This window comes from Pseudomonas sp. NPDC089406, from assembly GCF_044900265.1.
GTDB lineage: Bacteria > Pseudomonadota > Gammaproteobacteria > Pseudomonadales > Pseudomonadaceae > Aquipseudomonas > Aquipseudomonas fakonensis.
This window is the reverse complement of record NZ_JBJDNC010000029.1, coordinates 55,006-75,683: the sequence shown is the minus strand read 5'-3', so window position 1 is coordinate 75,683 and position 20,678 is coordinate 55,006. Positions and strand designations below refer to the sequence as shown.

Annotated in this window: 20 protein-coding genes and 4 tRNA genes; 13 read left to right on the top strand and 11 right to left on the bottom strand. The window is 61.7% G+C overall.

The genetic code is table 11. From position 1 onward, the window contains the following. Position 1: 1 nt before the first annotated feature. Positions 2 to 400 carry a type IV pilin protein gene (locus tag ACI2KK_RS20070; protein ID WP_404670265.1) on the top strand — a complete coding sequence of 133 codons (399 nt, stop codon included), beginning with the start codon at positions 2 to 4 and terminating at the stop codon, positions 398 to 400. 53 nt (positions 401 to 453) lie between these two features. Then, positions 454 to 1,551: a glycine oxidase ThiO gene (thiO, locus tag ACI2KK_RS20065; RefSeq protein ID WP_404670264.1), complete on the top strand. Its 1,098-nt coding sequence runs from the start codon at positions 454 to 456 to the stop codon at positions 1,549 to 1,551. 319 nt (positions 1,552 to 1,870) lie between these two features. On the opposite strand, the gene ACI2KK_RS20060 is transcribed toward thiO, so the two are convergent. Beyond that, positions 1,871 to 2,095 (bottom strand): PP0621 family protein, encoded by a 225-nt coding sequence (locus tag ACI2KK_RS20060; protein ID WP_404670263.1) that lies wholly within the window; start codon positions 2,093 to 2,095, stop codon positions 1,871 to 1,873. Between the two features lie 94 nt (positions 2,096 to 2,189). Next, positions 2,190 to 3,209, bottom strand: coding sequence for an outer membrane protein assembly factor BamD (locus ACI2KK_RS20055; RefSeq protein ID WP_217841772.1), 1,020 nt, complete (start codon positions 3,207 to 3,209; stop codon positions 2,190 to 2,192). 149 nt (positions 3,210 to 3,358) lie between these two features. Here ACI2KK_RS20055 and rluD point away from each other — a divergent pair, with 149 nt between their 5' ends. The 6 genes from rluD to ACI2KK_RS20025 all read left to right on the top strand — a co-directional run bounded on the left by rluD (position 3,359) and on the right by ACI2KK_RS20025 (position 8,656). Beyond that, positions 3,359 to 4,321, top strand: a complete 963-nt coding sequence (rluD, locus tag ACI2KK_RS20050) for a 23S rRNA pseudouridine(1911/1915/1917) synthase RluD (protein ID WP_217841773.1) — start codon at positions 3,359 to 3,361, stop codon at positions 4,319 to 4,321. After that, on the top strand, positions 4,318 to 5,058 hold the full coding sequence (pgeF, locus tag ACI2KK_RS20045) for a peptidoglycan editing factor PgeF (RefSeq protein WP_404670262.1): 741 nt from the start codon (positions 4,318 to 4,320) through the stop codon (positions 5,056 to 5,058). Before rluD ends, pgeF begins: the two co-directional genes overlap by 4 nt. Positions 5,059 to 5,487: 429 nt before the next feature. After that, complete coding sequence (gene clpB / locus ACI2KK_RS20040; protein ID WP_404670261.1) at positions 5,488 to 8,052, top strand: ATP-dependent chaperone ClpB; 2,565 nt, start codon at positions 5,488 to 5,490, stop codon at positions 8,050 to 8,052. Between the two features lie 365 nt (positions 8,053 to 8,417). Then, a tRNA-Asn gene (locus ACI2KK_RS20035) sits at positions 8,418 to 8,493 on the top strand. A 4-nt stretch (positions 8,494 to 8,497) separates the two neighbouring features. After that, positions 8,498 to 8,574 (top strand) — tRNA-Pro (locus ACI2KK_RS20030). Positions 8,575 to 8,580: 6 nt separating this feature from the next. Beyond that, positions 8,581 to 8,656, top strand: a tRNA-Lys gene (locus ACI2KK_RS20025). Positions 8,657 to 8,899: 243 nt separating this feature from the next. On the opposite strand, the gene ACI2KK_RS20020 is transcribed toward ACI2KK_RS20025, so the two are convergent. The 3 genes from ACI2KK_RS20020 to ACI2KK_RS20010 form a co-directional block, all read right to left on the bottom strand. Beyond that, positions 8,900 to 10,195, bottom strand: coding sequence for an NAD(P)/FAD-dependent oxidoreductase (locus ACI2KK_RS20020; protein ID WP_217841776.1), 1,296 nt, complete (start codon positions 10,193 to 10,195; stop codon positions 8,900 to 8,902). A gap of 84 nt (positions 10,196 to 10,279) precedes the next feature. Beyond that, complete coding sequence (locus tag ACI2KK_RS20015; protein ID WP_217841777.1) at positions 10,280 to 10,453, bottom strand: DUF3094 family protein; 174 nt, start codon at positions 10,451 to 10,453, stop codon at positions 10,280 to 10,282. A gap of 132 nt (positions 10,454 to 10,585) precedes the next feature. Then, on the bottom strand, positions 10,586 to 11,215 hold the full coding sequence (locus tag ACI2KK_RS20010) for a DUF1780 domain-containing protein (protein ID WP_404670260.1): 630 nt from the start codon (positions 11,213 to 11,215) through the stop codon (positions 10,586 to 10,588). 118 nt (positions 11,216 to 11,333) lie between these two features. On the opposite strand from ACI2KK_RS20010, the gene ACI2KK_RS20005 reads away from it, so the two are divergent. Further along, entirely contained in the window at positions 11,334 to 12,017 is a 684-nt protein-coding gene (locus ACI2KK_RS20005; RefSeq protein ID WP_404670259.1) for an energy-coupling factor ABC transporter permease, read from the top strand. 258 nt (positions 12,018 to 12,275) lie between these two features. Here the strand turns inward: ACI2KK_RS20005 and yacG are convergent, their stop codons facing one another. Genes yacG through ACI2KK_RS19985 form a run of 4 tightly spaced genes read right to left on the bottom strand, consistent with a single transcriptional unit; the run spans position 12,276 to position 15,173 of the window. Next, positions 12,276 to 12,476 (bottom strand): DNA gyrase inhibitor YacG, encoded by a 201-nt coding sequence (yacG, locus tag ACI2KK_RS20000; RefSeq protein WP_217841780.1) that lies wholly within the window; start codon positions 12,474 to 12,476, stop codon positions 12,276 to 12,278. After that, on the bottom strand, positions 12,473 to 13,096 hold the full coding sequence (gene coaE / locus ACI2KK_RS19995) for a dephospho-CoA kinase (RefSeq protein WP_404670258.1): 624 nt from the start codon (positions 13,094 to 13,096) through the stop codon (positions 12,473 to 12,475). Before coaE ends, yacG begins: the two co-directional genes overlap by 4 nt. After that, entirely contained in the window at positions 13,096 to 13,962 is an 867-nt protein-coding gene (locus ACI2KK_RS19990) for a prepilin peptidase (RefSeq protein WP_404670257.1), read from the bottom strand. Before ACI2KK_RS19990 ends, coaE begins: the two co-directional genes overlap by 1 nt. Before the next feature lie 2 nt (positions 13,963 to 13,964). Further along, complete coding sequence (locus ACI2KK_RS19985) at positions 13,965 to 15,173, bottom strand: type II secretion system F family protein (protein ID WP_404670256.1); 1,209 nt, start codon at positions 15,171 to 15,173, stop codon at positions 13,965 to 13,967. 217 nt (positions 15,174 to 15,390) lie between these two features. Here ACI2KK_RS19985 and ACI2KK_RS19980 point away from each other — a divergent pair, with 217 nt between their 5' ends. From ACI2KK_RS19980 to ACI2KK_RS19965, 4 genes are all read left to right on the top strand, one after another. Beyond that, positions 15,391 to 15,801 (top strand): pilin, encoded by a 411-nt coding sequence (locus tag ACI2KK_RS19980; RefSeq protein ID WP_369989694.1) that lies wholly within the window; start codon positions 15,391 to 15,393, stop codon positions 15,799 to 15,801. Between the two features lie 58 nt (positions 15,802 to 15,859). Further along, positions 15,860 to 15,935: transfer RNA gene (locus ACI2KK_RS19975), tRNA-Thr, on the top strand. A gap of 241 nt (positions 15,936 to 16,176) precedes the next feature. Continuing rightward, a complete protein-coding gene (locus ACI2KK_RS19970) occupies positions 16,177 to 17,331 on the top strand; it encodes a Fic family protein (protein WP_404670255.1) in 1,155 nt (384 codons plus the stop codon). A gap of 151 nt (positions 17,332 to 17,482) precedes the next feature. Further along, on the top strand, positions 17,483 to 18,181 hold the full coding sequence (locus tag ACI2KK_RS19965; RefSeq protein WP_404670254.1) for a hypothetical protein: 699 nt from the start codon (positions 17,483 to 17,485) through the stop codon (positions 18,179 to 18,181). Positions 18,182 to 18,344: 163 nt separating this feature from the next. Here the strand turns inward: ACI2KK_RS19965 and ACI2KK_RS19960 are convergent. Both ACI2KK_RS19960 and ACI2KK_RS19955 read right to left on the bottom strand, forming a co-directional pair. Further along, positions 18,345 to 19,198, bottom strand: a protein-coding gene (locus ACI2KK_RS19960) for an IS5 family transposase (protein ID WP_404670253.1) whose coding sequence is annotated in 2 segments (ribosomal slippage) — positions 18,345 to 18,854 and positions 18,857 to 19,198 — 852 coding nt in all. Because the reading frame shifts where the segments join, the coding sequence is not laid out codon by codon here. Positions 19,199 to 19,399: 201 nt separating this feature from the next. After that, positions 19,400 to 20,353 carry a PIN domain-containing protein gene (locus ACI2KK_RS19955; protein WP_404670252.1) on the bottom strand — a complete coding sequence of 318 codons (954 nt, stop codon included), beginning with the start codon at positions 20,351 to 20,353 and terminating at the stop codon, positions 19,400 to 19,402. Positions 20,354 to 20,678 lie beyond the last annotated feature (325 nt).

The window sequence follows — 20,678 nt, the reverse complement described above, 5'->3', positions numbered from 1 at the left end:
CATGCAGCAAGGGTTTAACCTGATTGAAACATTGATTGTCGTGGCGCTGATCGGCATGCTGGCAGCCATTGCCTACCCCAGTTACAGCGACGCCCTGCGGCGCGCCGCACGCAGCGAAGTGGTCGGTCTGCTGCACGATGCGGCCCTACGCCTGGAGCGCCATCACGCCCGCGTTGGCAGCTATGCCGACAACGACTCGCTGGTGACACCCCTGCCCACAGGCAGCCGCCATTACCGCTTGCAGGCCCAACGCGACCAGTACGGTTTCACCCTGCTGGCCCTGCGCTTGCCGGGCTCGTCCATGGCGTTTGACCCGTGCGGCGACTTCCAGCTCGACCAGGCTGGCGTGCGCGGCAACCCGGGCGCCAGCGAAAGCGCCACGCAGTGCTGGGGGAGCTGAAGGTCAAGAGGTGCCCGTGCACCGTGGAATTACTTCAGGTGTTGGATCTAGCGATGAGCAAGCAAGTAGTGATTGTCGGCGGCGGAGTCATCGGCCTGCTGAGCGCCTTCAACCTGGCCGCCGAGGTCGACCAGGTGGTGGTCTGCGACCAGGGCGAGGTGGGGCGCGAGTCGTCCTGGGCCGGTGGCGGCATTGTTTCGCCGTTGTACCCGTGGCGCTACAGCCCGGCGGTGACCGCCCTGGCGCACTGGTCCCAGGATTTCTACCCGCAACTGGGCGAGCGCCTGTTCGCCAGCACCGGGCTGGACCCCGAGGTGCACACCACCGGGCTGTACTGGTTGGACCTCGATGATGAGGCCGAAGCCCTGGCCTGGGCCGCCCGCGAGCAGCGCCCGCTGAGCGCCGTGGATATCTCGGCCGCCTACGACGCGGTGCCGGTGCTCGGCCCAGGCTACCGGCATGCGGTGTACATGGCCGGTGTCGCCAACGTGCGTAACCCGCGCCTGGTCAAGTCGCTCAAGGCCGCGCTGCTGGCGCTGCCCAACGTCACCCTGCGCGAGCATTGCCAGATCAGTGGTTTCGTTCAAGAGGGCGGGCGCATTACCGGCGTGCAGACCGAAACCGGTGTATTGGCTGCCGACCAGGTGGTGCTCAGTGCCGGCGCCTGGAGTGGCGACCTGCTGCAGACCCTTGGCTTGAAAGTGCCGGTGGAGCCGGTGAAGGGCCAGATGATCCTGTTCAAGTGCGCCGAGGACTTTTTGCCGAGCATGGTGCTGGCCAAGGGGCGCTATGCGATTCCGCGGCGCGACGGGCATATTTTGGTGGGCAGCACGCTGGAGCACGCCGGCTACGACAAGACCCCGACCGAGGATGCGCTGGCCAGCCTCAAGGCCTCGGCCATCGACCTGCTGCCGGCGCTGGCAGGCGCCGAAGTGGTGGGGCACTGGGCCGGTTTGCGCCCGGGTTCACCCGAAGGCATCCCGTATATCGGCGAAGTACCAGGCCACCCGGGCCTGTGGCTGAACTGCGGCCATTACCGCAACGGCCTGGTGCTGGCGCCAGCCTCGTGTCAGCTGCTCGCCGACCTGCTGCTGGCGCGCCCGCCAATTATCGACCCCGCGCCCTACGCCCCGGCCGGGCGGCTGGGCTGACCGGCCTCATCGCCGGCAAGCCGGCTCCTACAGGTACGGCACTGGTCTAAAGCTTATGCAGTCCCTGTGGGAGCGGGTTTACCGGGATGCCGGACCACCGCGAACACCGGCGAAGCCGGTGCCATCCACCGCGGTGCCTGCTTCGCGGCTAAAGCCCCCACAGGATTGCGCCGAACCTGAGCCCTGCGCTGAACCTGTAGGAGCCGGCTTGCCGGCGATGAGGCCGGTTCAGGCAGCTCAAGACAGTTGCTCCCACAGGTACGGTGCTTGATACAGGTTGTGCGTGATCCTGTGGGAGCAGGTGCGTCGATGGCCGGTCTCAGCGCCCTGGCCCCTGCTCCAGATGCTGCTGGCTGCAATACCACTCGCTGCCGCGCTGCAACGCACGGTCATTGGGCAGGTGCACGCCGCAATGGGCGCAGCGCACCATGCGCAGCGGGTCTTCGAGCCGTGGCTCGGCAGGCGATTGCTGGCTGGTCTTGAACTTGCGCCACAGCCAGCAGGCGGCAGCGATCAGGGCGATCCAGAAGAGTAGGCGAACCATGGTGTCCAGCTTGTCGATAAAAGAAGCCGACAGTCTAGGACGCAGGCATAAAAAAAGGGAGGCCCGAGGCCTCCCTTTCTCATGTACCGCCGTATCAGTCGAACAGACCAAAGGTCATGTAGCTGAACCACGAACGGTCCTTCTCGGCTTCTTTCGGGCCTTCCGGCAGGATCGGGTCGCCGTTCTCGTCCTTGGGCAGCAGCTCCTGCGGCATCTCGGCGCGGGCGTCCTGGAACTGGCGCACCACGTCCTGGTTGGCGCGGGTTTCACCCGGCGGCAGCGGGGTGTCGGTCTCGATCAGGCCCAGGGTGGCCTTGGACAGCCACGAGCGGTTGCCGTTTTCGTCTTCCTTGGCGACGAACTGGCCGTCGACCAGGCTCGGGTGGTCCGGGTAGTTGAGCTTGAGAGTCTCAAGGCTGGTGGCGGCCAGCTCGTCCAGGTGCATGCGCTGGTACGCCTCGACCATCACCGCCAGGCCGTCACCTACCGACGGGGTTTCCTGGAAGTTTTCCACCACGTAGCGGCCACGGTTGGCAGCCGCTACATAAGCCTCGCGGCTGAGGTAGTAGTTGGCCACGTGGATTTCGTAGGAGGCCAGCAGGTTGCGCAGGTAGATCATGCGCTGCTTGGCGTCCGGGGCGTAGCGGCTGTTGGGGAAGCGGCTGGTCAGCTGGGCGAACTCGTTGTACGAGTCGCGCGCGGCACCCGGGTCACGCTTGGTCATGTCCAGCGGCAGGAAGCGCGCCACCAGGCCACGGTCCTGGTCGAACGAAGTCAGGCCTTTCAGGTAGTAGGCGTAGTCGACGTTCGGGTGCTGCGGGTGCAGGCGGATGAAGCGTTCGGCGGCCGACTTGGCAGCTTCTGGCTCGGTGTTCTTGTAGTTGGCGTAAATCAGCTCGAGCTGGGCCTGGTCGGCGTAACGGCCGAACGGGTAGCGCGATTCCAGGGCCTTGAGCTTGTTCACGGCGCTGGTGTAGCTGTGGCTGTCCAGGTCGGCCTGCGCCTGCTGGTACAGCTCAGCCTCACTGAGGTTCTCGTCAATGACTTCCTTGTTCGAGGAACAGGCAGCGGTGAGCCCGAGGATGGCGATCAGCAGCAGGTGTTTCACTTGCATGGCGGCTTGCGTCCCTTTGACGGCCGCTGTCTTGGGCGGTGCCGTCCTGTTATGATGAGCGCCCCCGGCCAAACCCCGGGGCAAAAGAAGCCGTATTTAACCACAAGCGCGCAGCCGAAACCAAAGGCTGAACGCCCGTCGATTCGAGCATGTCCGAGATCATTCAACTTAGCGCAGAGGTCCCGTCCGAACTGGGCGGCCAACGCCTCGACCAAGTCGCCGCCCAACTGTTCGACGAGTACTCGCGTTCGCGCCTGTCCTCGTGGATCAAAGATGGCCGCCTGACCGTCGATGGCGCGGTACTGCGGCCGCGCGATATCGTCCACAGCGGCTCTGTCCTGGCCCTTGAAGCCGAGCAGGAAGCCCAGGGCGAATGGGTGGCTCAGGACATCGAGCTGGACATCGTCTACGAGGACGACCAGATCCTGGTGATCAACAAGCCAGCAGGGCTTGTGGTGCACCCGGCCGCTGGTCACCCCGACGGCACCCTGCTCAACGCCTTGCTGCACCACGTGCCGGACATCGTCAACGTGCCGCGCGCAGGCATTGTGCACCGCCTCGACAAGGACACCACCGGCCTGATGGTGGTGGCCAAGACCCTGCAGGCGCAGACCAACCTGGTCGACCAGCTGCAAAAACGTTCGGTCAGCCGCATCTATGAATGCATCGTGGTCGGCGTGGTGATCGCCGGTGGCAAGATCGACGCCCCGATCGGCCGTCACGGCGGTGAGCGCCAGCGCATGGCGGTCACCGACGGCGGCAAGCCTGCGGTCAGCCACTACCGCGTGCTCAAGCGCTTCCGTTCGCACACCCATGTGCGGGTCAAGCTGGAAACCGGCCGCACCCACCAGATCCGCGTGCACATGGCCCATGTCGGTTACCCGCTGGTCGGCGACCAAACCTACGGTACGCGTTTCCGAATCCCGCCGGCTGCCAGCGTGGCCATGGTCGAGGCGGTGAAAAACTTCCCGCGCCAGGCCCTGCATGCACGCTTCCTGGCACTGGACCACCCGACCACCGGCGAGCGCATGGAATGGAAGTCCGAATTGCCGGATGACTTCCAGTGGCTGCTGTCGCTGCTCGACCAGGACCGCGAGAGCTTCATCGGATGAGTGAGCTGGCGCTGGCGCTGCTGTTCCCCGACTGGCCTGCCCCGGCCTCGGTCCGCGCCTGCGTCACCACCCGCGCCGGCGGCGTCAGCCTGGCGCCCTTTGATACCTTCAATCTCGGTGACCACGTGGGCGACGACCCGCAGGCGGTCGCCGAGAACCGCCGCCGCCTGAGCGACGAATTCACTATTCAGCCAGCCTGGCTCAAGCAGGTGCACGGCGTGGTGGTGGCCGACGCCAACCCCGGCGTGGTCGCCGAAGCCGACGCCAGCTGGACCGACCAGCCCGGCATCGCCTGCACCGCCATGACCGCCGACTGCCTGCCCGCGTTGTTCTGCGACCGCGCCGGCACCCGCGTGGCCGCCGCCCACGCCGGCTGGCGCGGGCTGGCCGGTGGCGTGCTGGAGGCCACCCTCGAGCGCTTGGCCCTACCACCCGAAGAGGTGCTGGTGTGGCTGGGCCCGGCCATCGGCCCGCAGGCGTTCGAAGTGGGCATGGAGGTGCGCGATGCCTTCACCGCCCAGCACCCCGAGGCAGTCGATGCCTTTGTGCCGGGCGAGCGCCCGGGCAAGCTGCTGGCCGACATCTACCAGCTGGCGCGCATCCGCCTGGCCGCCTGCGGCGTGACCGCCGTTTACGGCGGTGGCTTGTGCACCGTCGGTGACCCGCGCTTCTTCTCCTACCGCCGTACGCCCCAGGGCGGGCGCTTCGCTTCGCTGGTCTGGCTGAATACGCGTTAGCCTGTCGCGGCCTCTGCGGGTAAACCCACACACAGGTACAGCGTTGGGCTCAGGCTTTGCGCAATCCTGCAGGAGCTGGCTTGCCAGCGATGCGGGCGACGCGGTGCCTGGCACCGGCTGCGCCGGTGTTCGCGGGCAAGCCCGCTCCCACAGGTACCGCACTGCTGTTGAGGGTTGTGAGCATCCTGTCGCGGCCTCATCGCCGGCAAGCCGGCTCCTACAGGTGCGGTGCAGGTTTGAGGGGCGTGCGGTCCCTGTGGGAGCGGGTTTACCCGCGAATGCCCCAACGCCGATACTCCAGGCTGACCCTCGTCAACCCCGCTACGCTTGAATCTTCCAGAATCAGCCTTATCTATTGGTCATCTCAGGCAGGTTCTTCACAAAGGTGCTGTCCATCGCTCCGCCTGCCCTTTAAAGGAAGGTATCCCCATGCGAATAGACCGACTGACCAGCAAGCTGCAACTGGCGTTATCCGACTCCCAATCCCTTGCCGTTGGCATGGACCACCCGGCCATCGAGCCCCTGCACCTGCTGCAGGCGCTGATCGAGCAGCAGGGCGGTTCGATCAAGCCGCTGCTGATGCAGGTGGGCTTCGACATCAACAGCCTGCGCAAGGCGTTGAGCAAAGAGCTCGACCAGTTGCCGAAAATCCAGAACCCCACCGGCGACGTCAACATGTCTCAGGACCTGGCGCGCCTGCTCAACCAGGCCGACCGCCTGGCCCAGCAGAAGGGCGACCAGTTCATCTCCAGCGAACTGGTGCTGCTCGCCGCCATGGACGAGAACAGCAAGGTCGGCAAGCTGCTGCTTGGCCAGGGCGTGAGCAAGAAGGCCCTGGAAAACGCCATCAACAACCTGCGCGGCGGCGCGGCAGTGAATGACGCCAACGCCGAAGAATCGCGCCAGGCCCTGGACAAGTACACCGTCGACCTGACCAAGCGCGCCGAAGAAGGCAAGCTGGACCCGGTGATCGGCCGTGACGACGAAATTCGCCGCACCGTGCAGGTGCTGCAGCGCCGTACCAAGAACAACCCGGTGCTGATCGGTGAGCCCGGCGTCGGTAAAACCGCCATCGCCGAAGGCCTGGCCCAGCGCATCATCAACGGCGAAGTGCCCGACGGCCTCAAAGGCAAGCGCCTGCTGGCGCTGGACATGGGCGCGCTGATTGCCGGTGCCAAATACCGCGGCGAGTTCGAAGAGCGCCTCAAAGGCCTGCTCAACGAGCTGTCCAAGCAGGAAGGCCAGATCATCCTGTTCATCGACGAGCTGCACACCATGGTCGGCGCCGGCAAGGGCGAGGGCGCCATGGACGCCGGCAACATGCTCAAGCCGGCCCTGGCCCGTGGCGAGTTGCACTGCGTCGGCGCCACCACGCTGAACGAATACCGCCAGTTCATCGAAAAGGACGCCGCCCTCGAGCGCCGTTTCCAGAAGGTACTGGTAGAAGAGCCGAGCGAGGAAGACACCATCGCCATCCTGCGTGGCCTGAAAGAGCGCTATGAAGTGCACCACAAGGTGGCCATCACCGACGGCGCCATCATTGCCGCGGCCAAGCTCAGCCACCGCTACATCACCGACCGCCAGCTGCCGGACAAGGCCATCGACTTGATCGACGAGGCTGCCAGCCGTATCCGCATGGAGATCGACTCCAAGCCCGAAGTGCTCGACCGCCTCGACCGTCGCCTGATCCAGCTGAAGGTGGAATCCCAGGCGCTGAAGAAAGAAGAGGACGAAGCAGCCAAGAAGCGCCTGGAGAAGCTGACCGAAGAAATCGAGCGCCTCGAGCGTGAATACGCCGACCTCGAAGAAATCTGGGCCTCTGAAAAGGCCGAGGTACAAGGTTCGGCGCAGATCCAGCAAAAAATCGAGCAAGCCCGCCAGGAGCTTGAAGCCGCCCGCCGCAAAGGCGACCTCAGCCGCATGGCCGAGCTGCAGTACGGGGTCATCCCGGACCTGGAGCGCAGCCTGCAGATGGTCGACCAGCACGGCAAGAGCGAGAACCAGCTGCTGCGCAACAAGGTCACCGAGGAAGAAATCGCCGAAGTGGTGTCCAAGTGGACCGGCATCCCGGTGTCGAAAATGCTCGAAGGCGAGCGCGAGAAGCTGTTGAAGATGGAAGGCCTGCTGCACCAGCGCGTGATCGGCCAGGACGAAGCAGTCACCGCCGTGGCCAACGCCGTGCGCCGCTCCCGCGCCGGGCTGTCCGACCCCAACCGCCCGAGCGGCTCGTTCCTGTTCCTCGGCCCGACCGGCGTGGGCAAGACCGAGCTGTGCAAGGCGCTGGCCGAGTTCCTCTTCGATACCGAAGAGGCCATGGTGCGCATCGATATGTCCGAGTTCATGGAGAAACACTCCGTGGCCCGGCTGATTGGCGCCCCGCCAGGCTATGTCGGCTATGAAGAGGGCGGTTACCTGACCGAAGCCGTGCGCCGCAAGCCGTACTCGGTGGTGTTGCTGGACGAGGTTGAAAAAGCCCACCCGGATGTGTTCAACGTGCTGCTGCAGGTGCTTGAAGATGGCCGCCTGACTGACAGCCATGGCCGCACCGTGGACTTCCGCAACACGGTGATCGTGATGACCTCCAACCTGGGCTCGGCACAAATCCAGGAACTGGTCGGTGACCGCGAGGCGCAGCGTGCGGCGGTGATGGACGCAGTGGGCTCGCACTTCCGCCCCGAGTTCATCAACCGTATCGACGAGGTGGTGGTATTCGAGCCCCTGGGCCGCGAGCAGATCGCCGGCATCACCGAAATCCAGCTCGGCCGCCTGCGCAGCCGCCTGGCCGAGCGCGAGCTGTCGCTGAGCCTGAGCCCGGAAGCCTTGGACAAGCTGATCGCCGTCGGTTACGACCCGGTGTATGGCGCACGCCCTCTGAAGCGAGCGATCCAGCGCTGGATCGAGAACCCGCTGGCGCAACTGATCCTCGGCGGCCAGTTTGTGCCTGGCGCGGCGATCACTGCACAAGTGGAAGGGGACGAGATCGTCTTTGCCTGAAAAAGCATCGCCGGCAAGCCGGCTCCTACAGGGGATATGCCTTCCTTGTAGGAGCCGGCTTGCCGGCGATAGGGCCCTCAAACCCCTGGTTTTCCAGCGTCAGCCATAACTCGCTGAAAATTTTGAAAAAAATGCTTGCACAAAAATCAGAGTGCCCCTAATATTCGCCCCGCTGTCAGGCACTAAGCGAATCACCAGCAACACCGGTGACCGCAAAACAACTTACAAATCAGTAAGTTGAGTGAAAAAAAGTGGTTGACAAGCAAAACGAAGAATGTAGAATAGCCGGCCTCAGCAGCGACAACGCTAAAGAGTTCGAAGCTAACACAGACTTCGAAGCTGTAAAGGTTGTACCGAAGTTCAGTTCCGCGATAGCTCAGTCGGTAGAGCAAATGACTGTTAATCATTGGGTCCCTGGTTCGAGTCCAGGTCGCGGAGCCAATCTCGGGGTGTAGCGCAGTCCGGTAGCGCGCCTGCTTTGGGAGCAGGATGTCAGGAGTTCGAATCCCCTCACCCCGACCATTTTCCGGGTCGTTAGCTCAGTTGGTAGAGCAGTTGGCTTTTAACCAATTGGTCGTAGGTTCGAATCCTACACGACCCACCATGTAAAAAGGGCATCTCAAATGAGATGCCCTTTTTCTTTTGCCTGCGTTTTATCTCGCCCTATTCGCGGCCCACCCACGCCCCCTGTAGGAGCCGGCTTGCCGGCGATAGGGCCCGCCCAGGCAATGCACAATAAAAAAGGGCACCCCAACCGGGATGCCCTTTTTCATTTGCCTGTCAGGCATGTGCTGGCGCTGCTGGCCCCATCGCCGGCAAGCCGGCTCCTACAGAGCGCGCATCAGCCTCAGTGCAGCTTCAGGCGCGGCTCGGTGCCGCGGCCGATCTTGCTGCCCAGCATCAGCATCGCCGTGCGGAACACGCCATACAGCGCCATCTGGTGCATGCGGTACAGCGACACGTAGAACATACGCGCCAGCCAGCCTTCCAGCTTCACGCTGCCCATCAGGTTACCCATCAGGTTGCCCACCGCCGAGAACCGCGACAGCGACACCAGCGAGCCGTAGTCCTTGTACTCGAAGCTCGGCAGCGGCTTGCCTTCCAGGCGCGCCTTGAGCCCCTTCACCAGCAGCGAAGCCTGCTGGTGCGCAGCCTGGGCGCGCGGCGGCACGTTACGGTCGCTACCCGGCTGCGGGCAGGCGGCGCAGTCGCCAAAGGCGAAAATATTGTCGTCCAGGGTGGTCTGCAGGGTCGGGCGCACCACCAGCTGGTTGATGCGGTTGGTCTCCAGCCCGTCGATGTCCTTCAGGAAGCCCGGCGCACGAATGCCCGCCGCCCACACCTTGAGGCTCGCCTGGATCACTTCGCCGCCGGCGGTTTTCAGGCCATCCTCGGTCACTTCGCTGACTGCCGCGTTGGTCATCACCGTCACCCCCAGCTTTTCCAGGGTCTTGTGCACCGGCACGCTGATGCGTTCCGGCAGCGCTGGCAGTACCCGCGGGCCCGCCTCGATCAGGGTGATGTGCATGTCTTTGGGCTGGATGCGGTCCAGCCCGTAGGCCGCCAGCTCGTGGGCCGCGTTGTGCAGCTCGGCCGCCAGCTCCACGCCAGTGGCGCCGGCACCGACGATGGCCACGCTGATCTTGCCGCTTTCCGGCGCACCGGCATGGGCGCGCAGGTAGTGGTTGAGCAACTGCTGGTGGAAGCGCTCGGCCTGCTTGCGGCTGTCGAGGAAGATGCAGTGCTGCGCCGCCCCCAGGGTGCCGAAGTCGTTGGTGTTGCTGCCCACCGCAATCACCAGGCTGTCATAGCCCAGGGTGCGCGCAGGCAGCAGCTCGCGGCCCTCTTCATCGAGGGTGGCGGCCAGCTGGATCTGCTTGCCTTCACGGTCCAGGCCACTCATGCGGCCCAGTTGGAAGTTGAAGTGGTTCCACTTGGCCTGGGCCACGTAGTTCAGTTCGTCTTCCGAGGAGTTCAGCGAGCCGGCAGCCACTTCGTGCAGCAGCGGCTTCCAGATGTGCGTCAGGTTGGCGTCGACCAGGGTGATCTCGGCCTGCTTGCGCTTGCCCAGGGTTTTACCCAGGCGGGTCGCCAGTTCCAGGCCGCCGGCGCCGCCGCCGACAATCACGATGCGATGAGTCATGGGGATATCTCACAAGTTTTACGGAATTCGTGGGCACAAGGCCCGGCCGCGCACGGCACGAGGGGAGGGCGAGCGCAAGGCAGCTCATAGCACCAACCCACTCAGCAAGCGGCTCAACAGGCCCAACCCGATGGTCACGGCCACCACCAGCAACAGGAGCAGCCAAGGCCGGAAAGGCCTGCGCTCGACACGATGCTGGGGGGCACTCAGGTACTCATCGACGCGACGCTGATCTTCAGGGCTCAGGCGGCTGGTCATGGTGGGCCTCGTCAGGTAGACGTTTGAGACTGCGTGCACGCCACAGCGTTCACGCAAGCACTTGAAACAAATGATAATGCTTTCTATCCCTGGCGCCGAGTGTACGCCATCGCAAACAGTCTCGGCAGTGGATCAAAGACTGATGCCCACATCGAACACGATGCTGCGCCCCAGGTTGCCGCGCAAAAAGTCCGGCGCATCCGGGTGGGCGAACAGCACCCGGGCGAAGGTCGGCCCCACCAGCGACAGCGAGCGCCAGCCCTGGCGCAGGTATTCGGTGGGCGGCGGGAAGTGGCTGTTGAGGTCGAGCACCTCACGCTTGAGGCTGGCGAAGGCGATGATGTCCAGCTCGCCCAGGTCCAGCCCGCGCTCGCGGTAGTTGTGCGCCTTCTTGCGCAAGGTCGGTGCCAGGCGGTCCAGCAGTTCCTGGGCGCTGATCCGCCGCGGCCGCGCCTCGCGGCGCACCAGCTGGCTCAGCGAAAACGCGCTGCGCCGGCGCTGCAGCTCTTCGCGCCACTCGTCGTTGAGCCGGCGGCCCTCGTCCAGCACAAAAAACACCTCGAACGCCGCATCGCGAAACAGCACATCCGGCGGCTCTTGCCCGGCCGGGGTGAAGTCGTCGCTGCGGTAGGGGATGTTCAGCCCTTGCAGCAGGCGCTGGCAGACCCAACGCTCGCGCTCCCATTTGCGCGCATTGGACAGGAATGCATTGGCTTGTTCGGCCTGGATGGTAAGCAGGCGCAAGTAGTCTGAGTCGTCCATGGGTTCAAGCTTAGTCGCTAATCCATGACGGTAAGATGCTGTTTGTGCGTAGGAATCAGCGACAGGGAATGGGTGTAGACTCAGGCTTGTCCACAAGGCAGCCAGGGGTATTCACCAGGTGATCAGCGCACAGGTATTGTCCAGCACCAGCCTCACCCTCGGCTGGCTCGGTTACCTGCCCTTGCTGGCCTGGGCCGCCAGCCGTACCCGCTGGGTCGAACTGGTCAGTGACAGCCGCCGCCAGCACCTGCTGTTCGGCACTGTGTTCGGCTTGTTTGCGCTGTGGCTGGTGCGCCGCGACTTCGACACCGGGGTGTCCTACCACTTTCTCGGCATGACCGCCGTCACCCTGTTGCTGGACTGGCCCCTGGCCATTCTGGGCGGTTTTCTCGCCCAGATCGGCCTGTTGCTGCTCGGCCGCCAGGACCTCGCCGCATTGGGCGTCAACGGCCTGCTGATCGTCGGCCTGCCGGTGCTGATCACCGAGGTTTGCGCGCTGCTGGTGGAGCGTGCCCAGCCACGTAACCTGTTCGTGTATATCTTCTGCTGCGGGTTCTTCCCCGCTGCCCTCACGGTGGTGCTCTGCGTGCTGGCCGCCCTCGGCCTGCTCTGGCTCGACGGCCTGTTCGCCCTGCCCGAGTGGCTAAGCGACTTCATCGGTTACCTGTGGCTGATGATGTTCCCCGAGGCGTTCATCAACGGCACGGTAATCAGCGCCCTGGTGGTGTTCTGCCCCGAATGGCTGGAAACCTTCAACCGCACCCGCTACCTGCAGGCGCCGTGGAAGGACGACGGGCGCTGAGTCGGGATAGCACATATGCCGCGCACCCCTGTAGGAGCCGGCTTGCCGGCGATCACCGGCAAAGCCGGTGCCATCCACCGCGGCGCCTGCTTCGCGGTGGTTCGGCACCCCGACAAGCCCGCTCCCACAGGTACTGCGCTGCCAACCCCCGGGGCCCGAAAACACCGCGGGGCAAACCCGCCCCCACGCCCCAGCCCAACATCACCAGGCAGCGCGGGAGCGGGCTTGCCCCGCGATGGCATTCAACCAGGCAAACCCTCAGTGCCGAGGCTCAAGCTCCCCCGAATACAGCTCATCCTCAGACTCCTGCGACCCTGCGATCTTGTGTTCCTCCGCAGCCCAGGCCCCCAGGTCGATCAGCTTGCAGCGGTCTGAACAAAACGGCCGAAACGGGCTTTTGTCCCCCCATTCCACAGGCGCCCCGCAGGTCGGGCATTCAACGGTCATTGGCTGGCTCATGGCTGGCCTCCTCGCAAAGTCAGGTAAAAGTGGTGCAGGCGGTCAATCTGGTCATGCAAGGCTTGCAAGTCGCGGTCATTGACCACCACGTCATCGGCATGGCGCAGGCGTTCTTCACGGGCCAACTGGGCCTTGAGAATCGCCTGCACCTGCTCGGGGCTGGTGTTGTCGCGCGCCAGGGTGCGCTGCACCTGCAATTCGGTTGGCGCGTCGATCACCAGAATGCGCTGGGTCTTGCGGTACTGCCCCGACTCGATCAGCAGCGGCGACACATACACCGCATAGCGCGTCTCGGCCTTGGCCAGGTAGCTGAAAATCTCCTGGCCGATCAGCGGGTGCAGTAATTGCTCCAGCCACTGGCGCTGGCCAGGGTCGGCAAATATAAGCTGGCGCAGGGCCGCGCGGTCCAGTTGCCCGTCCGCCTGCAGCACGCCGGGGCCAAAGCGCTCGACGATGCTGGCCAGGGCAGGGCGGCCCGGCTCGACAACCCAGCGCGCCGCCTGGTCGGCATCGACCAGGTGCACGCCCAGCTCGACGAAACGCTCGGCGGCGGCGCTTTTGCCGCTGCCGATGCCGCCGGTCAGGCCAAGAATCCAGGGGGTGAAGGGCGCTGTGCTCATCAGGGGCCAAGTAGTTGCAGGTAAGAGGCGACTATTTCATCACCCCAGAGCAATGCGATCCACCCCGCAATCGCCAGGTAGGGCCCAAAAGGCAGCGGCGTACCCCGCTGCGCGCGTTGCAGGCGCAGCAACACCAGCCCGATCAGCGCCCCGGCAATCGACGCGCCCATCAGGGTTACCGGCAAAATCTGCCAGCCGCCCCAGGCCCCCAGCATCGCCAGCAACTTGAAGTCGCCAAAGCCCATGCCCTCCTTGCCGGTCAGCAGGCGGAACACCCAGTACACCGACCACAGGCTCAGGTAACCCGCCACCGCACCCCACAGCGCATCGCTCAACGGCACCAGCAGGCTGAAGGCATTGACCACCAACCCCAGCCACAGCAGCGGCAACACCAGCACATCTGGCAACAGTTGGTGGTCGGCATCGATCAGGCTAAGCGCCAGCAACCCCCAGGTCAGCAGCATCACCAGCAACGCCGCCAGCCCCGGCCCGAAATGCCAGGCCACCAGCAACGACAGCAGCGCGCTGCCCAGCTCCACCAACGGGTAGCGCACGCCAATGCGTCCCTTGCACGCCGAGCAACGCCCGCGCAGCGCCAGGTAGCTCAACACCGGAATGTTCTCCCACGCCCGGATGCGGTGCTGGCAGTGCGGGCAGCGCGAGGCCGGCAGGCACAGGTCGAAGCGCTCGTGCACGGTTTGCGGCAGCCCCAGCACCTCTTGCGCCTCGCGCAGCCACTGGCGCTCGAGCATCACCGGCAAGCGGTACGCCAGCACATTGATGAAGCTGCCCACCAGCAACCCCAGCAGCGCAGCCAGGCAATAGAAGAAGGGCGGATGGTCGACGATAACGGTCCAGGCATTCATGTTCAGATCAGGCTACCCAACTGGAAGATCGGCAAGTACATCGCCACCACCAGGCCACCAACCAGCAGCCCGAGGGTCAGCACGATGGCCGGCTCGAGCAGCGCGGTCAACTGCTCCAGCGCCTCGGCCACCTGAGTTTCGTAATGCTGCGCCGCTTTGCCCAGCATCAGGTCCAGGGTGCCGCTGGCTTCACCCACCGCCACCAGCTGGCACAACAGCGGCGGGAACAACCCGTCCGCCTCCATCGCCTGCTGCAACCCCATCCCGTTCGCCACCCCCTGGCGCAGGCGGCGAATGGCCGCCTCGTGCAGGCTGTTGCCGCTCACCGGCGCCACCGTGTCCAGCGCATCCAGCAACGCCACCCCCGCGCCATAGGCCGTGGCCAGGCTGCGGGCAAACCGCGCCAGCGCCGCCTGCCCCAGCAAGCGCCCCAACACCGGCACCCGCAAGGTCAGGCGCAGCATCCACAACCGCCCCGGCAGGTGCCGCCGATACAGCTCGCGCAACCCCACGCCCAACGAAGCCAGCAACACCACTAGCCAACCAACGTTCCGGCCCAGCCCTGCGGACAAGTCGATCACCCATTGGGTAAATGCCGGCAACGCCTGCTCGGCATTGGCAAACATCCCCTCGAAGCGCGGCACCACCTCCAGTAACAGCAACGCCGCCACCCCAAGCCCGGTACTCAACAGCAGCGCCGGGTACAACATCGCCTTGCGCACCTTCTGCCGCAGGGCCTGGCGCGTCTCCAGCATCAGCGCCATCTGCTCCAGCTGCCGGTCCAAGGTGCCCGACTGCTCACCCACCCGAATCAGGTTGCAGTAAAGCCCATCGAACCACGCAGGGTGGCGTTGCAAGGCATCGGCAAACCCCAACCCCGCCGCCACATCCTGTTTCAACCTCGCCACCAGCGCCCCCATGGCCGCATCCGCACTGCTGCGCGCCATCACCTCGAACGCCTGCAGCAGCGGCACCCCCGCCGTCAAAAGCGTCGCCAGTTGCCGGCTGAACCCCGCCGCATCCGCCTTGCCCGCCCGCTGCGGCCAGCGCCAGCGCACCCCGCCCGCCGGCCGCACGCGGGTGGCGCGGATACCCTGCTGGCGCAACCACGCCTGCACGAACGCCGGGCTGCGCCCGGCCTGTTGGCCCTGTTGATAAGTACCGGATGCATTGACGCCTTCCCAGGCGTACAGGCGGGTAGAGGTGTGCATGTGCGAGTCCTTTGCAGTAGTGCGACAAGCCCCGTAACAGCTTGCCGGGCCCAACCCCGGGCGCGTTGGCGTGACGGTCACTAGAGTAGTCCAGCAACGATGACGCACCGCCGCCCAGGGGTGACAAAAGGTGTCGGTTCAGGCCTACTGCGCCGCTGTCGGCGGGGGCGCCTCGTCAGCCAGTCCGGCCTTAACGCATTGCAAAGGAATACCGTTCATGAAAGGGCAACGCGGCATCACCCTGATCGAACTGATGATCGTCGTGGCGATCATCGGCATACTGGCGACCATCGCCATCCCGATGTACACCAACCACCAGTCCAGCGCCAAAGCCAGCGCCGCGCTGCTGGAAATCACCGCCCTGAAAACCCCGATGGACGTTCGCCTGAACAGCGGCAAGGACGTCCCCGACGTCGCAAGCCTGGGCGGCCAGCCCGCCACCGCCCACTGCGCCATCACCGCCAGCGGCAATGCCGCCGCCGGCACCGCCAGCATCGTCTGCACCCTGGCCGATGCACCGGCCAACGTACTGGGCAAAACCCTCACGCTCACCCGCACCCAGGCCGGCTGGAGCTGCGCCACCACGGTGGAGGAAGACCTTGCGCCAAACGGCTGCAAGGCACCGTGAAAGTGAGTTGAAACAGGGGTTTGCGTAACCGCCACGGCAGTGGTACGTTGCGCAACACGCCGGTGTAGCTCAGTCGGTAGAGCAGCGCACTCGTAACGCGAAGGTCGCAGGTTCGATTCCTGTCTCCGGCACCATTACATGCTTGGCCAGTGGCGATTTCTCGCTATGTGGCACCCCATCAAAGCCCGCCTTGTGCGGGCTTTTTTGTGCCCGCGGTCTGCGCGTTTTTTGACTTAATGGATCACAGCTTTCCACTTAAGGTTGCACGCTTTTCTAGATAGTGTTTAGCTGCAATACCGGTTATGCCTAGCGTTTACGGGGTATAAATCGAATTTTTTCTAGATAATGCTTTTGCCGTTTAGAGATAATTTTCAGATGCCCCAGTTTTCTCACCACGACCTGCAGCTGCTGAACCCGTCCTTCGACTCGCCGTTGGTTGACGTGCTGGCCGAGCTCGAGTTTTTGCGCAGGCTAAGGCTGGAAGGCGACACCCCACCCCAGGTTTTCTTTCAGCTGAAGGCGTTGTTCCACACGCTGGAGAGCTTGGGGTCCGCTCGAATCGAGGGCAACCACACTACGCTGGCCGACTACATCGACAGCAAGGTCGAAGGCACAGCCGAGAGCACAGACCAACTGCTGGAAATTGCCAACATCGAAAAGGCAATGGACTACATCGAAGCGGTGATACAGCCCGGTGTAGACCTGACAGAGCATACGATTCGAGAGCTTCACGCCATGACCGTGCATGGGTTGCAGCGTGAAGGCGACAGAACGCCTGGCGCCTATCGCGAAGGCGCGGTCAGGATCGCGCAGGCAGAGCATCTGCCCCCGGACGGCGTGCTGGTGCCGCAGTACATGCAAGAGCTGGTCAGCTTCATCAACCGCGACGACTCACCAAAATACGCACTGATGAAAGTCGCCCTGGCGCACCACCGCTTCGGCTGGATTCACCCGTTCGGCAACGGCAACGGGCGGGTGGTAAGGCTGCTGACCTATGCGTTGTTGATGAAGTACGGGTTCAACGTGAACACCGGTGGCAGGGTGCTCAACCCCACGGCGGTGTTCTGCAATGACCGGGACCAGTACTACAACATGCTGAGTGTTGCCGATACCGGTACCACAGCAGGGTTGGAAGCGTGGTGTACCTATGTGCTGCAGGGCATTCGTGACGAGCTGCAGAAGGTGGACAAGCTCACCGACTATGGTTACCTCACCCAAGCCATCCTGTTGCCGGCGGTGAGCTTTGCACGCAGCCGCGAGTGGATTACGCAGACCGAGGAACACATTCTCGCCAGCGTGGTGAAGATGAAGGTTGTGAAGTCCAGTGATATTGCCCAGGCGCTGCCTACGCTTACGACCAACCAGCGGACTTATCAGATCAAGAATCTGGTGGAGCAGGGGATGCTGCTGCCGGTCAGCCCTGGTTCTAGGCAGTACACCGTTGGCTTTTCCAACAATTACCTGGTACGTGGGGTGATCAAGGCGCTGAGGGAGCAGGGGTTTATTCCGGAGCCGCTTGATAGGCCGTGAAACTGTAGTTCAAATGCTAAATTGCGGCTTTGTGAGTTCTCGTGATAGTACTAAAAATCCCTAAAGTACTTGCGTAGTTTTTAACTGTGACCCGCTGTGCTTTTGGTTTCGAATTTTTATTCTGCAACCCTAGACTTAAAGAGAAAGCGACTTGGAAAAAATAGCGGGATTCTTTCTGGAAAAGATGTGGCCTACCGTGTGTGCATCGGTCTCCGATGCGCGAACTCTAATTCAATCAAATTCAGAGTTTTTTGATGAGATGAAGGGGCGTAAGGGAATCTGTTCGCGGGCTTGGTTGTTTGGCATACTCGTTTCGATCGGACTGGGTGTGCTGGGTTTGCCAGCGTCTCGCTTGGCGGGCATTACACCAAGCGTTGAGTTTGCCTGCGTGATGACTTTGGCGAATTGGTTGCTTGTGGCTTGCTATGGAGTGTGTTTCGGATTGGCCGCACGAGTCTTGGGGAGTGGGCGTGAACTCTTGGTCAGCGTAAACACCTTTTTCTATCTCGCTGGTTGGTTGGTGTTACTCAAGATTTTTGAGATGCCAGCACTCGGAGCACGTTTGAAGGCCATGGCACAGAGCTGTGACTCCGCCCATTACGATCAGGCTGTCACCTCGGCGATCCTACACAGTCAAATGGCAACGGCCTCAGAATGGATAGTTTTGGCTGGCTACGCGTGTTTCGTCGGCCTTTGTGTGGTTAAAATGCATCGCCTGCTTCATGACTTTGGTGGTGTTCGTGCTTGGCTATCTACCGTGATCGGGATGGTGCTACTGAGCGCGATGGTCTCGTATGTTCAGCAACCCATCATCTCCCAGCTGATGTGCAGCTACGCAAGTCATCCCTGAACAACGACTTTCTGAAGTATTTTCTACATACTGAGCCCTACGCTATGGGGCAGGCGGTGATTGCGCGGACACATCACGATTGTTAGCCTTAGGCTTTGTACGAAAACCTTTGAAACTCCGTGAGAAACGCTGGAGCCCTGATTTTTCGTAGAGTTCTCGCCTTTTAGGCTTTGTACGAAAAATAATGTCGCAGACACCGCCGCCAGCAAGCCAGCGTGACCATTGCGGAGTAGCTTTGGGCGAGCTTGCAGTAGCGGGTTCCCAAGCGGCGGTGTTCCTTCGGCCACCCAAATAGCCGCTCGATAACGTTTCGCTCTTTGTACTTTGGTCTGTCGAGCAGGCGCGGCAAACCTGGCGTCGGCTTGCGTTTCATGGCTCGGAAAGGAATCACTGGCTGCATGTGATAGCGGTCGCAATACCGGCGCAAAGCATCTGAGTCGTAGCCTTTGTCGGCCAGCAATTTGCGACATCGCTTGCGCGGCCGGCCTCCTTTGGTTGGGAAGCAAACGCCATCGAGCAAAGGCTGGGCATGGGAAATGTCACTGGCTTGCCCGCCGGAAAGGGTGAAGTGCAAGGGCACACCCCGGGCATCGCAAACCATATGAATTTTCGTAGTTAGTCCGCCCCGACTTCTACCGAGCGCGTGGTCCGCTGGTTCTTCTGCCCCCCTTTTTTGCCTGCTCCAGATGAGGCCCGGGTTGCTTTCACTGCCGTTGAGTCAATACACCAAGTGTCTAGATCAATCAGGCCTTCAGCGTTGAGTTTGACATGTAGGCGTTTGAGCATTTGACCGAAGGTGCCCTGATTTCGCCAGTCTCGAAATCGTTGATAAACCGTCGACCAAGGGCCTAATCGCTCAGGCATATCCCGGCAGGCTGCGCCGGAGCACAGCACCCACAACACGCCGTTGAGCATCAAGCGATCGTCAACTCTTGGACGTCCGGTACGCTGATTTGTGGCAAAGAGGTCGGCGACTATATCCCAGTGTTCGTCAGAAAGTTCGTATCTCTTGGGCATAGCAGAGTCCTTCGCCTAAAAGGCGAGAACTCTACGGAAATCTGAGCCACGGAGTTTCAAAGGTTTTCGTACAAAGCCTAACCCCTTAGAGCGGGCAATCAATGTAACGAGTCGTAGATGAAAGACTTAATTCCGCGAAAATCGCAACACCCTAGAAAAGGCCAGCTTATTCATTATGATAATGTTTTTAATAGACATGGCTCAGTCAAACGGCTCATAGGCTTGACCTTCTTCGGTCAGCTCATAAATACCACTGCCAATGTCTGCGATTAGTTTCATCTTTATGAGCTCATCTATTGCATCAGCAAGGTGATGTTCGTCAGGACCTCTTTGGCCCAAAGTTACGTTTTTGATTTTCAAAGATAAAAAATCATCTTCGATCCTTGAAATTATTGGGGATGACTTTCTGATTGCAATTTCCATTATGGAGTTGGCCATTATTGATAAAGATTTCTTGGTATTGAAATCTATTTCAGCCTCTGTCGCTTCTAAGCGGTCTGAAGCTGCGCCTAATAATTTAAGCGCTTTACTCACCGACTCTACGATTGTCAGGTTTTTCCCAGGATTGATAGAAGCAAATTCATCTCTAAGAACCTTCTTGTTTTCTGTGAAAGCCCTATCTTTTGATACGATTATCAAATTCTCATCGCAGAATTCAAGCAACTCTTCCCACAGTAGCTCGTCGCCAACCGAGTGTCTATCAGGTGAAATTGGTGGGTTTCCTAAAATCTTTCGTATTTTAGCCTTGGCAATAAGTTCGTTTTTCGTTGCCATGAAAGTGCATTTTTTAGTTAGATTTTCGTACGCATCAAGCACAGGATCGTCTCCCGGCTTCGGTTCAAGCATTGCATCAATCTTGCTCATCAATTTTTTTCCGAGCCTACGAACCTCTGACTGTAGACGGGTTGCTTCCTTATGCTCAACCATGTCCCGCACCACTGCCGTGGTAAATATGGAGGTTGATGAGGTTCTCTTGATCGCCGCGGCAAGATTAATTAGCTGTGATGTCCGATTTCTCTGAAACTCTCTATACCCTTGCTCTGAAATTATGAGGTTGTTTTTCAGTGTTTTTAGCTCCTCAAACAAAGATAATCTATCTTGCGCATCCCGATAGAAATCGAGATATATATTCGTATCCACAAATAGCTTTGTCACTTTATTCCTCGCCAGCAATTAAATGATAGCTCTGCCCAAAACTGGAGCCCATACCCCGCAGCAGTATCACCCTTCGTACAAGGTGATCTAAGCCGCCGTCGAGCGGAATATGACAGTAGCACATGCTGCTTGCGACGTAGCTGTGCACGAGACGCGGTTGAGGGCATGGTAGGGGCTCCGGTCGTACATTGCTTCAACAGGCCTTGCCGGTAAGAGCGTTATGACCGCTCTTTACCTGATTTGAAGGCATGAGCTGTCTCAATCGCTTCACAACGGAAAGGATTAGGAAGCACTTACCGTACCAGCGGGTCGAAAGCGGCCCTCG